The sequence below is a fragment of the Agarivorans sp. QJM3NY_30 genome (genome assembly GCF_050870855.2).
Taxonomy (GTDB): Bacteria; Pseudomonadota; Gammaproteobacteria; order Enterobacterales; family Celerinatantimonadaceae; genus Agarivorans.
This window is the reverse complement of the sequence record NZ_CP194038.2, coordinates 4,793,281-4,810,000: the sequence shown is the minus strand read 5'-3', so window position 1 is coordinate 4,810,000 and position 16,720 is coordinate 4,793,281. Positions and strand designations below refer to the sequence as shown.

General features: G+C 45.1%; 10 protein-coding genes and 2 rRNA genes (1 of these 12 cut by a window edge). 7 read left to right on the top strand and 5 right to left on the bottom strand.

Annotation, left to right across the window (positions count from 1 at the left end):
- Together ACRRSX_RS21860 and rrf are read left to right on the top strand one after the other, a co-directional pair.
- A 23S ribosomal RNA gene (locus tag ACRRSX_RS21860) occupies positions 1–2,330 on the top strand (it extends 558 nt beyond the left edge of the window).
- Between the two features lie 110 nt (positions 2,331–2,440).
- Positions 2,441–2,556 (top strand): 5S ribosomal RNA (rrf, locus tag ACRRSX_RS21855).
- A gap of 653 nt (positions 2,557–3,209) precedes the next feature.
- Here rrf and ACRRSX_RS21850 read toward each other — a convergent pair.
- Positions 3,210–4,823 (bottom strand): methyl-accepting chemotaxis protein, encoded by a 1,614-nt coding sequence (locus ACRRSX_RS21850; protein ID WP_432455485.1) that lies wholly within the window; start codon positions 4,821–4,823, stop codon positions 3,210–3,212.
- A 1,102-nt stretch (positions 4,824–5,925) separates the two neighbouring features.
- Between ACRRSX_RS21850 and ACRRSX_RS21845 the strand changes: the two genes are divergently transcribed.
- From ACRRSX_RS21845 to ACRRSX_RS21830, 4 genes are all read left to right on the top strand, one after another.
- Entirely contained in the window at positions 5,926–6,684 is a 759-nt protein-coding gene (locus ACRRSX_RS21845; protein WP_432455486.1) for a flagellar basal body L-ring protein FlgH, read from the top strand.
- Between the two features lie 7 nt (positions 6,685–6,691).
- Positions 6,692–7,906: a flagellar assembly protein T N-terminal domain-containing protein gene (locus ACRRSX_RS21840; RefSeq protein WP_432455488.1), complete on the top strand. Its 1,215-nt coding sequence runs from the start codon at positions 6,692–6,694 to the stop codon at positions 7,904–7,906.
- Positions 7,907–7,919: 13 nt separating this feature from the next.
- Positions 7,920–8,633 (top strand): hypothetical protein, encoded by a 714-nt coding sequence (locus ACRRSX_RS21835; RefSeq protein WP_432455489.1) that lies wholly within the window; start codon positions 7,920–7,922, stop codon positions 8,631–8,633.
- A gap of 285 nt (positions 8,634–8,918) precedes the next feature.
- A complete protein-coding gene (locus ACRRSX_RS21830; protein ID WP_432455490.1) occupies positions 8,919–11,501 on the top strand; it encodes a S8 family peptidase in 2,583 nt (860 codons plus the stop codon).
- A gap of 57 nt (positions 11,502–11,558) precedes the next feature.
- Here ACRRSX_RS21830 and ACRRSX_RS21825 read toward each other — a convergent pair whose 3' ends face one another.
- On the bottom strand, positions 11,559–12,065 hold the full coding sequence (locus tag ACRRSX_RS21825) for a hypothetical protein (RefSeq protein WP_432455491.1): 507 nt from the start codon (positions 12,063–12,065) through the stop codon (positions 11,559–11,561).
- Positions 12,066–12,422: 357 nt separating this feature from the next.
- Here ACRRSX_RS21825 and ACRRSX_RS21820 point away from each other — a divergent pair, with 357 nt between their 5' ends.
- Positions 12,423–14,099, top strand: coding sequence for a DUF342 domain-containing protein (locus ACRRSX_RS21820; RefSeq protein WP_432455492.1), 1,677 nt, complete (start codon positions 12,423–12,425; stop codon positions 14,097–14,099).
- A 115-nt stretch (positions 14,100–14,214) separates the two neighbouring features.
- On the opposite strand, the gene ACRRSX_RS21815 is transcribed toward ACRRSX_RS21820, so the two are convergent.
- The 3 genes from ACRRSX_RS21815 to ACRRSX_RS21805 are packed head-to-tail and all read right to left on the bottom strand — an operon-like array spanning position 14,215 to position 16,496.
- Positions 14,215–14,391: a hypothetical protein gene (locus tag ACRRSX_RS21815; RefSeq protein ID WP_432455493.1), complete on the bottom strand. Its 177-nt coding sequence runs from the start codon at positions 14,389–14,391 to the stop codon at positions 14,215–14,217.
- A 54-nt stretch (positions 14,392–14,445) separates the two neighbouring features.
- Positions 14,446–15,069 (bottom strand): response regulator, encoded by a 624-nt coding sequence (locus ACRRSX_RS21810; protein ID WP_432455494.1) that lies wholly within the window; start codon positions 15,067–15,069, stop codon positions 14,446–14,448.
- Positions 15,066–16,496 carry a cache domain-containing protein gene (locus ACRRSX_RS21805; protein WP_432455495.1) on the bottom strand — a complete coding sequence of 477 codons (1,431 nt, stop codon included), beginning with the start codon at positions 16,494–16,496 and terminating at the stop codon, positions 15,066–15,068. The genes ACRRSX_RS21810 and ACRRSX_RS21805 overlap by 4 nt, the downstream gene beginning before the upstream one ends.
- Between the last annotated feature and the right edge of the window lie 224 nt (positions 16,497–16,720).

Genomic DNA, 16,720 nt, shown 5'->3' with positions numbered 1-16,720 from the left:
GTATAATGGGTCAACGACTTAATTTCAGTAGCAAGGTTAAGCGAATAGCGGAGCCGTAGGGAAACCGAGTGTTAACTGCGCGCATAGTTGCTGGGATTAGACCCGAAACCCGGTGATCTAGCCATGGGCAGGTTGAAGATTGGGTAACACCAATTGGAGGACCGAACCGACTAATGTTGAAAAATTAGCGGATGACTTGTGGCTGGGGGTGAAAGGCCAATCAAACCGGGAGATAGCTGGTTCTCCTCGAAAGCTATTTAGGTAGCGCCTCGGACGAATACTAGTGGGGGTAGAGCACTGTTAAGGCTAGGGGGTCATCCCGACTTACCAACCCTTTGCAAACTCCGAATACCACTAAGTACTATCCGGGAGACACACGGCGGGTGCTAACGTCCGTCGTGAAAAGGGAAACAACCCAGACCGTCAGCTAAGGTCCCAAAGTCATAGCTAAGTGGGAAACGATGTGGGAAGGCTTAGACAGCCAGGATGTTGGCTTAGAAGCAGCCATCATTTAAAGAAAGCGTAATAGCTCACTGGTCGAGTCGGCCTGCGCGGAAGATGTAACGGGGCTAAGCTATGCACCGAAGCTACGGGTACTTGCTTTGCAAGTGCGGTAGAGGAGCGTTCTGTAAGCCGTTGAAGGTGATTCGTAAGGATTGCTGGAGGTATCAGAAGTGCGAATGTTGACATGAGTAACGATAAAGGGGGTGAAAAGCCCCCTCGCCGAAAGACCAAGGTTTCCTGTTCAATGTTAATCAGAGCAGGGTGAGTCGGCCCCTAAGGCGAGACTGAAAAGTGTAGTCGATGGGAAACAGGTTAATATTCCTGTACTTCGTATAATTGCGATGGGAGGACGGAGAAGGCTAGGCCAGCGCGGCGATTGGTAGTCCGCGTTTAAGGTTGTAGGCTGGACACTTAGGAAAATCCGGGTGTCTAAGGCTGAGGATTGATGACGAGTCACTAAGGTGATGAAGTGGTTGATGCCCTGCTTCCAGGAAAAGTCTCTAAGCTTCAGATTATACGAAACCGTACCCCAAACCGACACAGGTGGTTGGGTAGAGAATACCAAGGCGCTTGAGAGAACTCGGGTGAAGGAACTAGGCAAAATGGTACCGTAACTTCGGGAGAAGGTACGCTGCTGTTGGTGATGGGACTTGCTCCCTAAGCTGACGGCAGTCGCAGATACCAGTTGGCTGCAACTGTTTATTAAAAACACAGCACTGTGCTAAATCGAAAGATGACGTATACGGTGTGACGCCTGCCCGGTGCCGGAAGGTTAATTGATGTGGTTAGCGCAAGCGAAGCTATTGATCGAAGCCCCGGTAAACGGCGGCCGTAACTATAACGGTCCTAAGGTAGCGAAATTCCTTGTCGGGTAAGTTCCGACCTGCACGAATGGCGTAATGATGGCCAAGCTGTCTCCACCCGAGACTCAGTGAAATTGAAATTGCCGTGAAGATGCGGTGTACCCGCGGCTAGACGGAAAGACCCCGTGAACCTTTACTACAGCTTGACACTGAACATTGACCCTACATGTGTAGGATAGGTGGGAGGCTTTGAAGCGTTGTCGCTAGATGATGTGGAGCCGACCTTGAAATACCACCCTTGTAGTGTTGATGTTCTAACGTTGTCCCGTTATCCGGGATGCGGACAGTGTCTGGTGGGTAGTTTGACTGGGGCGGTCTCCTCCCAAAGAGTAACGGAGGAGCACGAAGGTTGGCTAAGTACGGTCGGACATCGTACGGTTAGTGCAATGGCATAAGCCAGCTTAACTGCGAGACAGACACGTCGAGCAGGTACGAAAGTAGGTCATAGTGATCCGGTGGTTCTGTATGGAAGGGCCATCGCTCAACGGATAAAAGGTACTCCGGGGATAACAGGCTGATACCGCCCAAGAGTTCATATCGACGGCGGTGTTTGGCACCTCGATGTCGGCTCATCACATCCTGGGGCTGAAGTCGGTCCCAAGGGTATGGCTGTTCGCCATTTAAAGTGGTACGCGAGCTGGGTTTAGAACGTCGTGAGACAGTTCGGTCCCTATCTGCCGTGGGCGTTTGAGAATTGAAGGGAGCTGCTCCTAGTACGAGAGGACCGGAGTGGACGAACCGCTGGTGTTTGGGTTGTTATGCCAATAGCATTGCCCAGTAGCTACGTTCGGAACTGATAACCGCTGAAAGCATCTAAGCGGGAAGCAGGCCTTGAGATTAATTCTCACTAGGACTTTAAGTCCTCTGAAGGGCCGTTGGAGACTACAACGTTGATAGGCAAGGTGTGTAAGTGCTGTGAGGCATTGAGCTAACTTGTACTAATTACCCGTGAGGCTTAACCATACAACACCTAAAGGGTGTTGCTTATAGATACTTTATTTTAGAACCAAGAGTGCTTGTTATGCTCGTGGGATATGTCAGTTTTTTCGAATGTTAAAGACAACAAGTTTTTGCCTGGTGGCAATAGCGTTGTGGAACCACCTGAACCCATGCCGAACTCAGAAGTGAAACGCAACTGCGCCGATGATAGTGTGGGGTCTCCCCATGTGAAAGTAGGTCACTGCCAGGCGCCTATACTAAGCCCTCGTCTGACGACGAGGGCTTTTTTATTGCCTGAGATTTAGCAAGGGCAGCCAAGGCGAACCGATGTTCATGAACAAGCCATGTGAAAGTCGGCTGGATATTGCCAGGTGTCTATTTAGAGAAAGCCTATCCTTACGGATAGGCTTTTTTTATGCCTGAGATTTAGCAAGGGCAGCCAAGGCGAACCGATGTTCATGAACAAGCCATGTGAAAGTCGGCTGGATATTGCCAGGTGTCTATTTAGAGAAAGCCTATCCTCACGGATAGGCTTTTTTTATGTTTGAGATTTAGCAATGCTGCATCGCGCAGTTAACGCGAAGGTTTTATTCGTGAGCAGGATGGGACGCTTCGAAAATGTGTGCTTTTTCAGGCTAGCGGTACTGCGTACCTGTTTCACCGCCAGGCGTCTATTTTATAAACCCAGCTATATGCTGGTTTTTTTTATGTCTGCAATTGCCTATGTGAGAGTGGGCTCGACATCGCCAGGCAGCTTTTTATGCCTTAGGCATACGATGTTTCGCTAAAAACGACCTGTTGCGCGTTGCTAGCGCCTCCGTAGGTCGGAAGCGCGGCGGTTTAAGGTTTTAATGTGAAGCTCTATTTTTATTCAACAAAGCTTTGTTTGTCATGTATAGCCTGTCATTGAAGTTTAAAAAGCGATAATCTCTCATCCAATTGTTGTGACATACTGGCTAAGGTTTCGCTTTCTGAAGCAAGATAACCGGATGCTTGAGTCATTTCTAAGGCAGCGTCATTAATTCCTGACACATTACGATTCATATCTTCTGCAACCGCACTCTGTTCTTCGGCAGCCGTTGCGATTTGGGTCGATTGGTCACTTACATGTTCAATATGACTGACAATGGTTCCTAGATCGCTGCCGCAACTTTCTGCGGATTGAACGCTAACATGCGCTAAGTCTTTACTTTTTTGCATCACACTGGCGGTATCAACGGCGAGTTTTTGTAGGCGATTAATTGTGCTTTGGATCTCTTCGGTTGATTGATTAGTCCTTGCTGCTAAATTTCTAACTTCATCGGCGACGACCGCAAATCCTCGACCTTGTTCTCCGGCTCGAGCGGCTTCAATGGCAGCGTTTAATGCGAGCAAGTTGGTTTGTTCAGAAATACTACTGATCACTGAGGTGACATCACTGATCTCCATCACTCCTTCTTTTAACTTATTCACTTGATCGGTGGCCGATTCTAGTTCAACGGATAAAGTTTTAATGCTATCAACACTTAAACTTACGTCGTTATTACCAAGTTTTGCCTCTTTACTGGCATTAATTGTGTCAGTTGCAGTAGATTCAGCATAACCTGCCACTTCGGCAACGGTTGCCGACATTTGATTCATCGCTGTTGCTAGTTGGTTTAGTTGGTCTCGTTGATTGGTCACAGCTTGACTTGTTTCTTCTGCAGAAGAGGCGATGCGTGTTGCAGCATCTGCTAGTTGTTTCGCTGAGTTCACCGACTCAAGTAAAGCTTTACGAACCGAGCGAATACTTTCGTTAATTCGCATGGCAACAATACCAATTTCATCTTGGCCATGAACTGGAATTTTGGCCGTGAGATCGCCATCGGCGACTGATTTCATCGCTTGCTTAATGTCTTCAAGCGGTTTCACTACGGAAGAGCTAATGATATAACCCAACAGGATCATAATAACGATAATCAGCAAGGTGGCTCCCGCCATTTTTAATACCTGATTGTTCACTTCTTGAGCAATGTCGTCGGTTAGCATTCCTGCACCGACGATCCAGCCCCAAGCTTGAAAATTTCGAAGATAGGCGATTTTATTCGAGGCTTGCATGTTGCCATTAGTCCAAGGGTAGGTAACGATGCCACCATTTGGCCTCTGCCCAGCATTAACCATGTCGTACCAATAGTGTTCTTTGGAGCCTTTGCTTGCGTCGCCCATTTGCTGACCAATCAGATCGGCCCGTATCGGATGAGCTAATATTCGGCGTGAAGTATCAATAATATATAGGTAGTTATTACCATCAAAACGAGTTGCTTCGATCAACTCCTTGGTTCGAGCTTGAGCTTCTTCTTTAGAATATCGTTGATTGAAGTCGGCTATTTGGCTGAGAGCCGCATTAACCACTGCCTTGAGGCGTGATTCTCGTTCAAAGGTTAAGTTACGGCTGAGGGTGTTTGCCGAAATTAGCGACAGACTTATAAAGCCTATGATTGCGACACTAATAAGGATGCTAAGTTTAATACTGACTCTAATATCTTTAAGTTTTAACATTTGTCTATTACCATTTTGGCCCAGCAACGGTGTTACTTGGGGTCTAGTTACCAGTCATGCGATCAATTATTACCCTATGCTTGAATTATCATCATTGGATAAATTTGATCTTGTTAGTCTATGAAAAGCAATTCACCGTAATCGAGACGTACTTTCTTTCCTAGAAAAATTTAGTAGCTAAACCAATTTATGGGACATAGAAATCAACTTCGGTTTTTAAGGTTATAAAGTAAGCAACTCAACTTAATAGTAGTTTCCGCATTAATAGTTTCAAATTATTTGACGATTTAATTTATAAGGTCTTTTGACATTAGTTGCTCGGCATATTGATCGAGTGCTTTAAGGGCTGGTTTATCTTTTGATTTGCTTCAGATCTAAAACTGGCTGGTGAACGCTATGAGCTTGAATAAATGGCGTCGATGGTCTTGGCATTTTCTGCTGCAAAAATATTCCTAAGTCATATCGATAAGAGTTTAATAAGCGGGCTCTTTTAGCGGGGGTTATCGAGTTTAGCAGTACAGTCTCTGAATCAAGAAGTAATCAAGCACTGTAAAAATAGTTTTGGAAGAACATCTGTTAAGAAGCCGTTATGTGTGGGAGGGGACTACTTCGAATATTACATTATATGCTCTTGGATTGAACAATTCCTATTTATAAATCATAAGCTTATGGGAAATGTTTTTCCGCAGTTTCATTTTTTTATGACAATTTTTTGCCGTTCACAGGCAAGATTTGCCGATTCTACATGGATTTTACTGTTTAGTTAATAAACAACAGTCATATTGTTTATCGGCAGCGCTAAATAAAAATTTACATCAAATTTCAAAATTAACATAAAATGCTGAAATATATGAATTTAGTGGCATTTAATTTGCATTAGGTCATTGGTGAATGACCTAAGCGACGGATTGTTGTCGGTGATTACACGTTTGTGTCGATTAGATCTTCGTAAGGATGTGTTTCTAATGACGTTAGTGGCATTTGCTTTGCTATAAGTTGTTTATGTTTTATTTAAGCAGCTAATTAAAAGGGGCGTTCAGTCCTCTTCAGTAAAGTATATGAAAGAGTAATAAACGGAACTAGCGGAAGTGGGAATAGATCAATGATAACTAGGATGATGGTGATGTGCAGTATAGCCTTGTTAGCTGCATGTTCGACTATTAAAGAGGGCGTAGAAGATGTTGTGGAAAGCGTCCAAGAGCATGAAGACAGTAGTCAGCGACAAGTCACGGTGAGTACCGATCATCGTTCACCAATTCCAGATGACCCTTACTATGCGCCTATTGAACCCGGCCCTGCGGCGGCACCAGTGATTGTGACCGGCTCGATGTTTAACAGCAACACTTCGCGGAGTTTATATAGTTATACACCTCCTTTCGCTTTAGGCGATACCATCACCATTTTACTTGATGAGGAAGCAACTGCGACTAAGTCGGCTAGTTCAACTCTGGGGAAAGAAAATAGCTATAAGTTGGATCCGATTTCGGTACCTGGTGGCACCTTGACTATTAATGGTCGAGAAGTGCAACTAGAAATGAATCAGAAGCAAGATTTTGATGGTTCTTCAGACGCCAATCAACGACATCGTTTATCTGGGAGAATTACGGTATCGGTGGTCGACATTCTTAACAATGGCAACCTGGTGGTACGCGGAGAGAAGTGGCTGGTAATTAATAACGGGAAAGAGTATATGCGGTTTACCGGTATTGTTCGGCCTCTAGATGTTGCGGAAAATAATACGATCGGCTCTTATCAAGTGGCCGATGCACGGATCGAGTTTAGTGGTACAGGGGATCATGCCGACGTGCAAACTCAAGGTTGGTTGTCTTCGTTCCTAGGTGGAAGTATGTGGCCTTTATAGGAAGTTGATGATGTACCTATTGAGATTGATTTACTCTAGTGCTTTTTTGTATGCGCTATTGGTTGTTCCTTGTTACGGCGTGTGGCTGGAGGGAGAAGGACAGGCGCGGATTATTGATGGTCAAGTCGATACTGCTCGCCAGCAAGCGATCCAAGCTGCGTTGATCACATTAATGTATCGGGGTGGGGCGAGTGTTAAGTCTTTGCAGGTTGTTAAATCTGGAGTGCTGGAAACCGATGAACTAACGGTTCGCACTAATGGCGAAGTGTATGACATGAAGCTGTTAGTTGAGACGATCAAGGAAGACCAGATTGTGGTGAAAGTCGCGGCTGATATCTTTCCCCTTAATAGCTGTGAAAAGGACAGTTATGCGAAGACCTTATTTGTTGGTCCTTTTCAGCTACAAAAGCGTGAGCATGCTCAGTTGGGCGGAATTTATCGTACACCGGAAGAGGTATCACGAAGAGTTTTTCATCGTTTCAAGCAAAACAGCAAGCGGGTGGATGCGCGTCATTTAATGACTCAGCAAATTGCTTTGGATGGTCGTTACTCGCATGATTTAGAATCGCAAATGCTCACGTTCGCTCGTTCGTTATCGGAAAAATTCGATGTGCAATACATCCTGTTTGGTCAAATCGTCGATATGTCCAGTTATAACGAGACTTCCACCAATCTGCTGGGCATCAGTGATACGGTGAAACAACGAAACTTTCAGATGAAGTTGTTTGTGATTGATGGAATCAATGGAGAGACTGTTTTACGTAAAAATTATGGCTCGAATCGAGAGTGGCCGTTTGATGTCACTATGAAGTTTGATGTAACTGGTGAAACGTTTTGGTCTTCGGATTATGGCAAACTGATTGATTCCTATATAGATCAGTCAGTTCAAGATGTTGAAGATTCGTTGTATTGCCGACAAAGCCTCGCCAAAGTTGTTGGTATCTATAATGGTCAGGTTGTGATTAATATCGGACGAGTAAACGGCGTGCGTAAAGGGGATAAATTTGAACTGGTTCGTCAGCAATATCTGATGCATCTTGATGGTGGTTTAAAAGGCCCGATCTTTAATGCCGACAATACTCAACTCACGGTTGTATCGGTACAGTCAGATCGAGCCGTGTTAAGCACACAGCGCTACTCGGAAATGGCAAATATTCAAATTAGGGATGTGTTGGTCGCGGTTAATCAAGACCCTTTTGCCCTAGACGACTCAATTAATTAGCAAGGAAGATACAATGAGCAGCACTTATAACTCGACGCCACTCGCAACCCAAGATATCGCTTATAAACCTAAGCTTATCGAGGTAAACGCTCAACAGACCGCGGAAGAAAGTAGTAATGGTGGTTTTGCTGAAACCCTAAAGCAAGTGCTTCAGTTAGGTGATTCAAGTGCTACGGAGTCCTTAGGGCAAGCGGCTGATAAGCTCACCACCGAGGAACAAACCGCAAAGGCTGAGCCGAAGGATCTAAGTCTTGAAGAATTGGCGCCTAAAGCTTTGGATTTAGGTTTAGGTTTAGCCTCTGGAAATCCTATCGCTGCGGGTTTAGCGGGAACTGATTTATTACAAAGTGGCTTAAAAACTGATATCGAAGCACAATTTACTCAACTCGGGCAAACGCTTGCGGCAGCTTTGGTTGCTGGTTTATCAGGTAACCCAATTGCCACGGCAGTGACATCAAGCGTGGAAAGTGTCGGCCAACAAACGGCCTTGGACCAAGTGAAAGCTATCGGAGAGCAGGCGCTTGGTGCAGAGTCCAAAATTGCAGGTGTCAGCGATTTAGTAGAGGCGGTCGGGTCTAAAATTGCAGGAGTGACCGAATCGGCGGAAGCGAAAACCGCAGCCAACCTCACCGGGGCAATTAAAACCAAGGGGACAATTCCTCAAGCCATTCTCGATGCTCAAGCAGCCAAAATTAATCAACAAAAAGGTATAGAAGAGAATAGTTAATCGCTGGCTGTTCTTTGATTGAGAGGAGTCTTGGTATTTCACTTCTCTTCAAGACCCGCTAATGTTGCTGCGTATTACATCGCTGAGTGAAAGCGCGTCAGTCGTTTTCAAGTGAGTTCACCGCGCAGTAAGATCGGACTCATGACAATTCTTTACAATTTAATACCCTTTGTTTTACATAGCATAAATGTAAAAAAACTAAGTGATATTATATCTTCACATGTTCTTTTGATGAAGATTGAATATGATGGCATGAAGAATGTGTCGGTTTAGGTAAGGGAATATATGAAAATTATTGTGCTTTGGTTACTTGCATTAAGCTTGTTTGCCTGTGGTGGGGGTGGGGAGAGTAATGGTAGTAGTGACGGTAATGTCACAGAAGAACTCCCAAGCTATCTGCTTTCAGGGACCGCAAACGTATTATCGAATACTGTCATTGATAGTGATGTAAATGATTTTAATGCGCCTTATGTAACCAACAATACCAGCAGTACCGCGCAACAACTCCCACCGATTGCCGTAGTTAGTGGCTATTTAACGAGTGAAGCGACGGGGGTGGCCGATGATCGGTTTGCCGACGAGAATGATGATATTGATGTTTATAAAGTAGATTTAGAGCAGGGCCAGTCGATATTCTTAGAAATCGCCGACTGGCAACAGGGAAGCGCAGCGAACAGTGATTTTGATCTGGTTTTGTATCGAGTTAGTGATCTGAATGCGGAGGTGGCGAGCTCTATTGGCGTGAATCAAACTGAATACCTCAGTGTCGATGCAGCCGACAGTTACTATGTACTCGTGACCACTTATACGGATGCCAATCAAACTCTCTCTCGTGGTAATTATACACTACGTTTGATTGCACAAAACCAGCAAAGTACGGCGGCTGGGCAGTACTTGAGCACCCAACAGGATTTTGTGAACGATCAAATCGTAGTCAAGCAAGCACAAACTTTGGCGCGTGCCATGACTACCACCGATGATGAGTTATCGCTACTGAGCGCTGGCCCAAGCATGAGCTTGTATCTGCAGCAGAGTGGTGCTCGGGTCCGCTCATTGGGGACTAGCACTAGCGCGCTTGAGGTGGCTGGATTTTCCGATAACGCTTCCGCCGAATATAGCGTGAAGAAACGCAGTTTGCTGAAAGTGAAGCAAATGGCCCATCGGCTGGGAAGTGATAAGGTGACGCCTAATTATCTTTATCGGCCCAGTGCATTATCTAACGATCCCTTAGTGGCTCGCCAATGGCATTATCAGCAAATTAATTTAGCGGCAGCTTGGCAGGTAATGCAAGGGCAAACCTTGAACGATGTTGTGGTGGCGGTAATCGACACCGGCATGTTCCAAAGTCATCCTGATTTGCAAGCTCAACTGAGCGATGATGGTGTCGATTTTATTCTTGATAGCGATATGTCTCTTGATGGCGATGGCATTGATAGTAACCCTGAAGACCCCGGCGACCAGAGCGGTACCAATGGTAGCTCATCTTGGCATGGCACCCACGTGGCAGGCACCATCGCGGCACAAACCGACAATGCGATAGGTGTTGCAGGTGTCGCTCCTAATGTGAAAATTATGAATTTACGAGCCTTGGGTTATGGTGGCGGAACGCTGTATGATATTTCTCAGGCGATTTTATATGCGGCGGGCCTGAGCAATGCCTCGGGTCTTTTGCCGAAACAAGCTGCCAGTGTCATTAATATGAGCCTAGGCGGAACCAGTAGTTCTTCAGTATTAAACGATGCCGTACAAGCTGCGGTGGCTCAGGGCGTTATTGTGGTCGCAGCAGCGGGTAACGAGAGCTCCTCTCAAGCAAGCTATCCTGCGGCCTTAGCCAATGTTATTGGTGTTAGTGCGGTGGACGCGAGCCAAACGATTACCTCTTATTCTAATTATGGCAGTTACATTGATATTGCTGCGCCGGGCGGCAATAGTAGCGTTGATTTAGATGGGGATGGTTATGGTGATGGGGTCTACAGTACTTATGTGAATCAAAGGGGCGCTAGTCTCACTGCAAGTTACCAATACTTAAATGGCACCAGCATGGCTAGTCCGCATGTTGCTGGGGTTGTTGCGCTGATGAAACAACTTAATCCCAACCTTAACACGGCAGATTTTTTGAACTTACTGGCCAGCGAGAGCCTCAGTGATGATATTGGTGCTGTGGGTCGAGATGATAAATATGGTTATGGCTTATTAAATGCCGAGAAGGCGGTGCAAAGTCAAATTGATAGCAGTGGTAATATCTCTAGTTATCTCCGTTTAAGCACTCGTCAGATTAGCCTCAGTTCTTCAGAAAGTTCTGCTGAATTCACTGTAACATTAGTGGGGAATAGCGGCCTGTCGGTACAAAGTGTGGCCAAAGACGCTGGGTGGTTAACCATTGACTCCAGTGAAGCCGATAGTAACGGCTTAGGTCGCTATGTGGTTGAAGTGAGTCGTACTGATTTGAGCGATGGTACTTATAGTACCACCATCACTCTAAGCGCTTCCGATGGTCGAGAATATCCAGTCAGCTTATCGATGACGGTGAGCAAACAGCAAGCCGATGATAGTGGTTTAGTTTATGTGTTTTTGGTTGATCCCGTGACAGAAAATCTAGCTTATCAACAGCAGGTGACAATGACTGGGGGAGTGTTCCCGTTTAGTTTTGCGCAAGTGAAGGCCGGTGAATATCGTCTTTATGTGACTTCTGATCTCGACAGGGACGAGAGTATTTGTGATGAAGGAGAGCTGTGTGGTGCTTACCCGGTGCGTAATGATATTACCTCCATCATCGTTGATGGAAATATCATTGGCTTGACCCTAGATATCGAACCCATTAGCTCACAGTTTAGCAGCGCACAAAATATCGCTATTTTAAAGGAATAATCGCGAGATATGACGTCGGGTATTGGCTGAAGTGGGAGAGTGCTTTTAGCCAATACCCTATGCTTTGCTGAGCATCCATAAGTTGATGCCGTAGAAGAAGATATGTAATCCAAACAACATGCCGATTAACCACGCCAGTCCAGCGGCTCCCGATAAGATAATCACTAGACCGAGTAAGATGCTAAACAGCGCTCGGCACTTCGCCCAAATAAGCAGCCCCGCGTTTAGTCGTGAGCCTTTGAAACTTTGGATACCGTAGATGATCAAACCGCCGCCTAAACACAGGGCGGCTAGACCTAAAGTGATTCCAGGAAACAGCGTTAGTAATAGTCCCACGGCTAAAAACAACCAGTAACTACTATGATCGATTGGCTTGACGAGTTGTTTGCGTAGTCGTTGGTTGAACCATAAGCCTACAGCGGCATAAGCAATGATCGATAAGCCTAAAACGATGGCACTAAAGGTCCCTACATAATAGGCCAATAGCATGGTGATGAGGCCAGCGATAATATGTACAATCGCGATTTGTTGAAGATAGCTAAACTTGTGCTTGGAAAGTTTCATAATATTCTCATTTCCTCAAAATAAATTGTGGTGAGGCGATTTGAGAGCCAGACCCGCATCGTCTTATCAAGGTAGTGATGTGTTGTTGAAAGTACAACTAAAAATAGCGGTATTGTGGCAAAATTAAGGCACTTAGTTTTGCGATGAATTTTATATTTGATTGCTGATTTTATTGATCAATATCTTGTAAAGTTACATAAATTTTATTATTCATCATACTAAATGAAGATCTAGTTCAATTAGTTGGTGACTAGAGCTTGCTCGACTATTGGTTAACAGGATGTGAACAGGCATAATAGAAAAATATCGCTTAAGTATGTTTTGTTATGGTGAACGCCAAACGAGAAAGGGGGCTAAATGCTGGAATTGAGTTGTTTACGTTTATCGCAAGATAAGTTGGCTGCGTTAATCGAAATCACACCGCAAGACAGCCATGTTAGCGTCACCGATGTTCAAGCACTGTTGCATCGTTCTGAATATAGCCACTACTTATTTGATGAGGAGGCGATTCAAGACGCTGTTGCTAAGTTTGCCGAGTTGAGGGAGTCTCCTGAACTGATTAAGAAGTGGGGCGATACTTTTATAAAAATTGCCAGTATTCGCAATGCTGAGATTAGTATTCGAATTTCAGAGGATAAGATGGTGGCTCGAGCCACTATTACCGCCGCCTATGGCGGTAGGCCAATCTCTCAGGGGGATCTGGTAAATGCTATGCAAGAAGCGGGGGTGAGCTTCGGTTTACAAAAACAACGCGCTTTAGCATTGCTTAACGCCGCTAGAACTGCCGATCCGGGGATGAAATTGGAGAAGGTTGTGGCCTTAGGTCGTGCAGCGGTTGATGGTCAAGATAGTCGTTTCGAGCGCTTAGTCGCCACTCCTAAAGAACGTTTGTTACAACCTCAGGAAACCAGTGATGGTAGGGTTGATATGCGTGACCTTGGTAGCCTCGAAACGGTTGAGCCAGATAAGCCCTTGATGCGCCGCCATCCCTTCACTGTCGGTCGTCAGGGGATGAGTGTTTGTGGCGATTCCTTACCTTTTAAGCAAGGCCGAGAGATTCCTTTTACCGTGGGCGAGGGTTCGCGTATAGCAAATGATGATCAAAACCTGTTACTGGCGACCTGTATCGGCCTGCCTTTGGAAATCGAAAATGGCATGAAAGTTGACGATGTGTTGTCGATTAAAGAAGTGGATGTCAGCTATGGCCATGTCGATTTTAGCGGTAGCATATTAATCACGGGTAACGTTGCCGAAGGTATGAAGGTGTCCGCGACTGGCGATGTACATATTAATGGTTTTGTCGAATCGGCGAATATTGTTGCGGGTGGTGATGTAGTGGTTGGTAAAGGGGTGATAGGCCACCGACTCAAGGAAGGGGACGAAAACTACTCCTGTTCGATTCAAGCCCAAGGCGAAGTGCATGCCACTTTTATACAGTACTCTCATGTCCAAGCGGAAAAAGATGTGACCGTGACCAGCCAGTTACTGCATAGTAAAATAGAGAGTAAGGGAAAGGTGACGGTGAGTGATGCGGGTGGTTTGCGCGGAACCTTAATTGGTGGCTCTGTCGAGGCTGGTGATGAAATATCGACTGTAGTACTTGGCGCCACTGCGGGCACCGCAACGCAGCTGACTATCTCTGGTGATTTTGATGAAATCCAAGAAGAGCGTCGAAGCTTAAATAATGTGAAGCAAACTCTCCACCAAAAGCTGGGTAAGGTGCTTGATGCCCAGATGAAGTTGAGTTCTGTAAAAAAAGAAGAACGGGAGCCCGATACTGCCGATAAACTTGCGGCAACCTTACATCATACTCGTCAGGAGTTGGTACAAATTGACTTTGCCCTCGATTATAATCAGCAATTAGAGCAAGAATTTTTTGCTAAGGCGAAGCTGACGGTGCGCCGAGAGTTACACCCTAATGTTCGTTTAGATATTGTGGGTCAGAAATTATTTACTAATCGGGAGTACGGCCCCACCGAAACCAAATATGAAGAGGGTAAAATCAGCTTCACGCCTCTAGTGGGTAAAAAGTAAGACCGAGCTTGAATGACTAAGGTGTCGAGTGTGGCGTGAATCGACCAGTGACACAAGCTGTTAGTTTAAGCCATGTTTCTGGTAGAAATGCGTCCAACAGCACTGTTATAACCCACTAATTATTTTTAGGTTTTTCTAAGAGTTCTAGGGCATATTCGAAGGCCGCAATAAAATCACCTTCGAGCTGCTGATTGGCATTTGTTTGCATTGAGCCACTCACCAAGCGAACTTGGGTTTTTGGGCGTTTTTGTTTATTCGGTTTGTTCGATTTACTCAGGTCAGAACGCTTCAAATTCAGCCTCTAGTTGCGAGTAGTGATTCGTTATTGTTGAATAAAACATCTTAATCAACATTCGATGCCAGAACCATAGTTATCTATCGCATATTTAATCATTGCCGCACTACTATCGAGTTTCAGTTTACGTCTGATCTTTAAGGTATGGGTTTCTACGGTACGGATACTAATCGATAATTTATCTGCAATTTTTTTGTTACTACAGCCAGAAGCGAGTCGTTGCAATACCTGTTGCTCTCGTTTACTGAGGGCCGCGCTGGTTTTGCCTGATTCGAACAGTTGGTTAGAGACCCCTGCACTGATATAACATCCGCCATTGGCAACGGCTTGTAAAGCGTTGACCAGCTCGCAAGAGGTAATGTCTTTTAAAAGGTAGCCTTTGGCACCATGACGCATTGCATTTTGCACGTATGCTTTGTTGTTGTGCATGCTTAACATAATTACTTTCGTCTCGGGGGATTGTACTGCTAGTAATTCTAGCAGCTGAATCCCATTGAGCTTGGGCATATTAATATCAGTGAGCACAATTTGGGGTTTTAAGCGGATGACTAAATCTAAGGCTTGTTGCCCATCTGCAGCGGTGCCTACGACTTCAAATTCTTCCGTGGTGTCTAATCGCATCTTCAAACCATCTTGTACCAAGGGATGATCATCGACGAGTAAAACTGAGGTCATGTAATTTGCTCCAAGGGTATTTGGCTGAATGTTGAGCACTTTTGTAACGGGAGTTTGATGGTAATTTGAGTCCCTTTCGCAAGTTGGCTATGGATACTCACTTGGCCATCGATGTGGGAAATTCGTTCAAATATATTGCGTAAACCCAAGCCGCTACTGGCGAACTCGGAGCCTAGATCAAATTGTTTGAAGTTTGCTTGAGTTGATTTGTTTTCGATTTCAAAACCACAACCATTGTCGCGAATGGACATCTGGAGTTGTTGTTTACGATGCGTTAATAGAATATCGACAGTATCAGCAGCAGCATGTTTTTCTATATTTTGTAGAGCTTCCTGAGTGATCCGATATAAGGTGGTTTGGACCATTGCTGGTATGTGAATGGCATTGATGTCGCATTCGAAAAATACGTCGATAGCGGTGCGTTGTTCAAATTCTTGGCTGAGACTGGTTAAAGCCGCGCCGAGGCCAAGATCATCTAATATACTTGGGTGTAGATCTTTGGAAATACGTCTTATTTCACCGATTGCTTGATTAATGGTGTGGAGTCCTTGGTGCAAGCTAACGCTGATGGTTGTTGGGGTGTTGCTGCATTCGGTTGCGCTTTCTAGGCGATACTTAATAGAGACAAGCAGTTGATTAATACCGTCATGTAATTCACGACTCACGCGCTGTCGCTCTTGTTCCTGGGAGTCGATGATTCGTTGGGTGAGCGCTTTCAGTTTTTTATCGGCCAGCTTGTGTTCGGAAATGTTGAGAGAGGTGCCTAGTAAAGCGATCACAATGCCTGAAATGCTGGTGACGATGAATAGCCATATAAAATTATGATCAATATTTTGCTCGGTTTGCAGCTTGATTCGAGCCAGTTCTGCATCCACATCATCGAGATAGACGCCAGTGCCTAGCATCCATTGCCACTTGTCGAGCAGGACCACATAAGCCAGCTTTTTCACCCGTTTTCCGGTACTGGGTTTTTCCCATAAGTAATGGCTGAAACCGCCGCCAGCTTTCGCCTGAGTAATCAGATCCTGAATTAACATGGTGCCTTCCGCATCTTGGTAATTCCAAAGGTTTTCTCCGACTAATTCGGGCAATATCGGGTGTACTAAATTTAGTCCATCTAAGGTGTACGCAAAAAAATAACCATCTTCACTAAAGCGTAGTCGAGTGAGGATGTCTCGAACTTGCTGTTTCGCGTATTGATCGTTGGCAGACGCTGGCTCATAAATATTGCGAATGCTCGCAAAGGCTTGCGCGATATGATTTTGCAGTTCCAGGGTTTTGCTGTGCATGATATTGGTTTTGATCAGCTTAAGCTGTTGCTTTGCCAGCGTTGATGATTGCTTAAAGACCAAGCTAGCAATTAAGGCTGTAACGAAAATCAGGGGAACCACCGACAGTAGAATAATTTTAATTTTAAGCGACCACATGACCGAAGCGTCTCATTATTTCATGTTAATTTAATGTTAAGTCTGTTGCCTGAGCTAAAATAGTGAAATCGTACGAACTTATACCAAAGTATAAGGCTACGTGATTTTACGTAATCGAAAACCGTAGTTTAGCGGATAGCGTCCCGTTAACAATATGATAACATTGTTGGTACTCAATTCGTGAGCAGCGAATACTGGTCATACCTAAAATAATCAACGGATGA

Coding starts and splice junctions, on each gene's coding strand:
- ACRRSX_RS21830 (WP_432455490.1), top strand. CDS start 8,919: ATGAAAATTATTGTGCTTTGGTTACTTGCATTAAGCTTGTTTGCCTGT.
- ACRRSX_RS21820 (WP_432455492.1), top strand. CDS start 12,423: ATGCTGGAATTGAGTTGTTTACGTTTATCGCAAGATAAGTTGGCTGCG.
- ACRRSX_RS21845 (WP_432455486.1), top strand. CDS start 5,926: ATGATAACTAGGATGATGGTGATGTGCAGTATAGCCTTGTTAGCTGCA.
- ACRRSX_RS21825 (WP_432455491.1), bottom strand. CDS start 12,065: ATGAAACTTTCCAAGCACAAGTTTAGCTATCTTCAACAAATCGCGATT.
- ACRRSX_RS21840 (WP_432455488.1), top strand. CDS start 6,692: ATGATGTACCTATTGAGATTGATTTACTCTAGTGCTTTTTTGTATGCG.
- ACRRSX_RS21805 (WP_432455495.1), bottom strand. CDS start 16,496: ATGTGGTCGCTTAAAATTAAAATTATTCTACTGTCGGTGGTTCCCCTG.
- ACRRSX_RS21810 (WP_432455494.1), bottom strand. CDS start 15,069: ATGACCTCAGTTTTACTCGTCGATGATCATCCCTTGGTACAAGATGGT.
- ACRRSX_RS21850 (WP_432455485.1), bottom strand. CDS start 4,823: ATGTTAAAACTTAAAGATATTAGAGTCAGTATTAAACTTAGCATCCTT.
- ACRRSX_RS21835 (WP_432455489.1), top strand. CDS start 7,920: ATGAGCAGCACTTATAACTCGACGCCACTCGCAACCCAAGATATCGCT.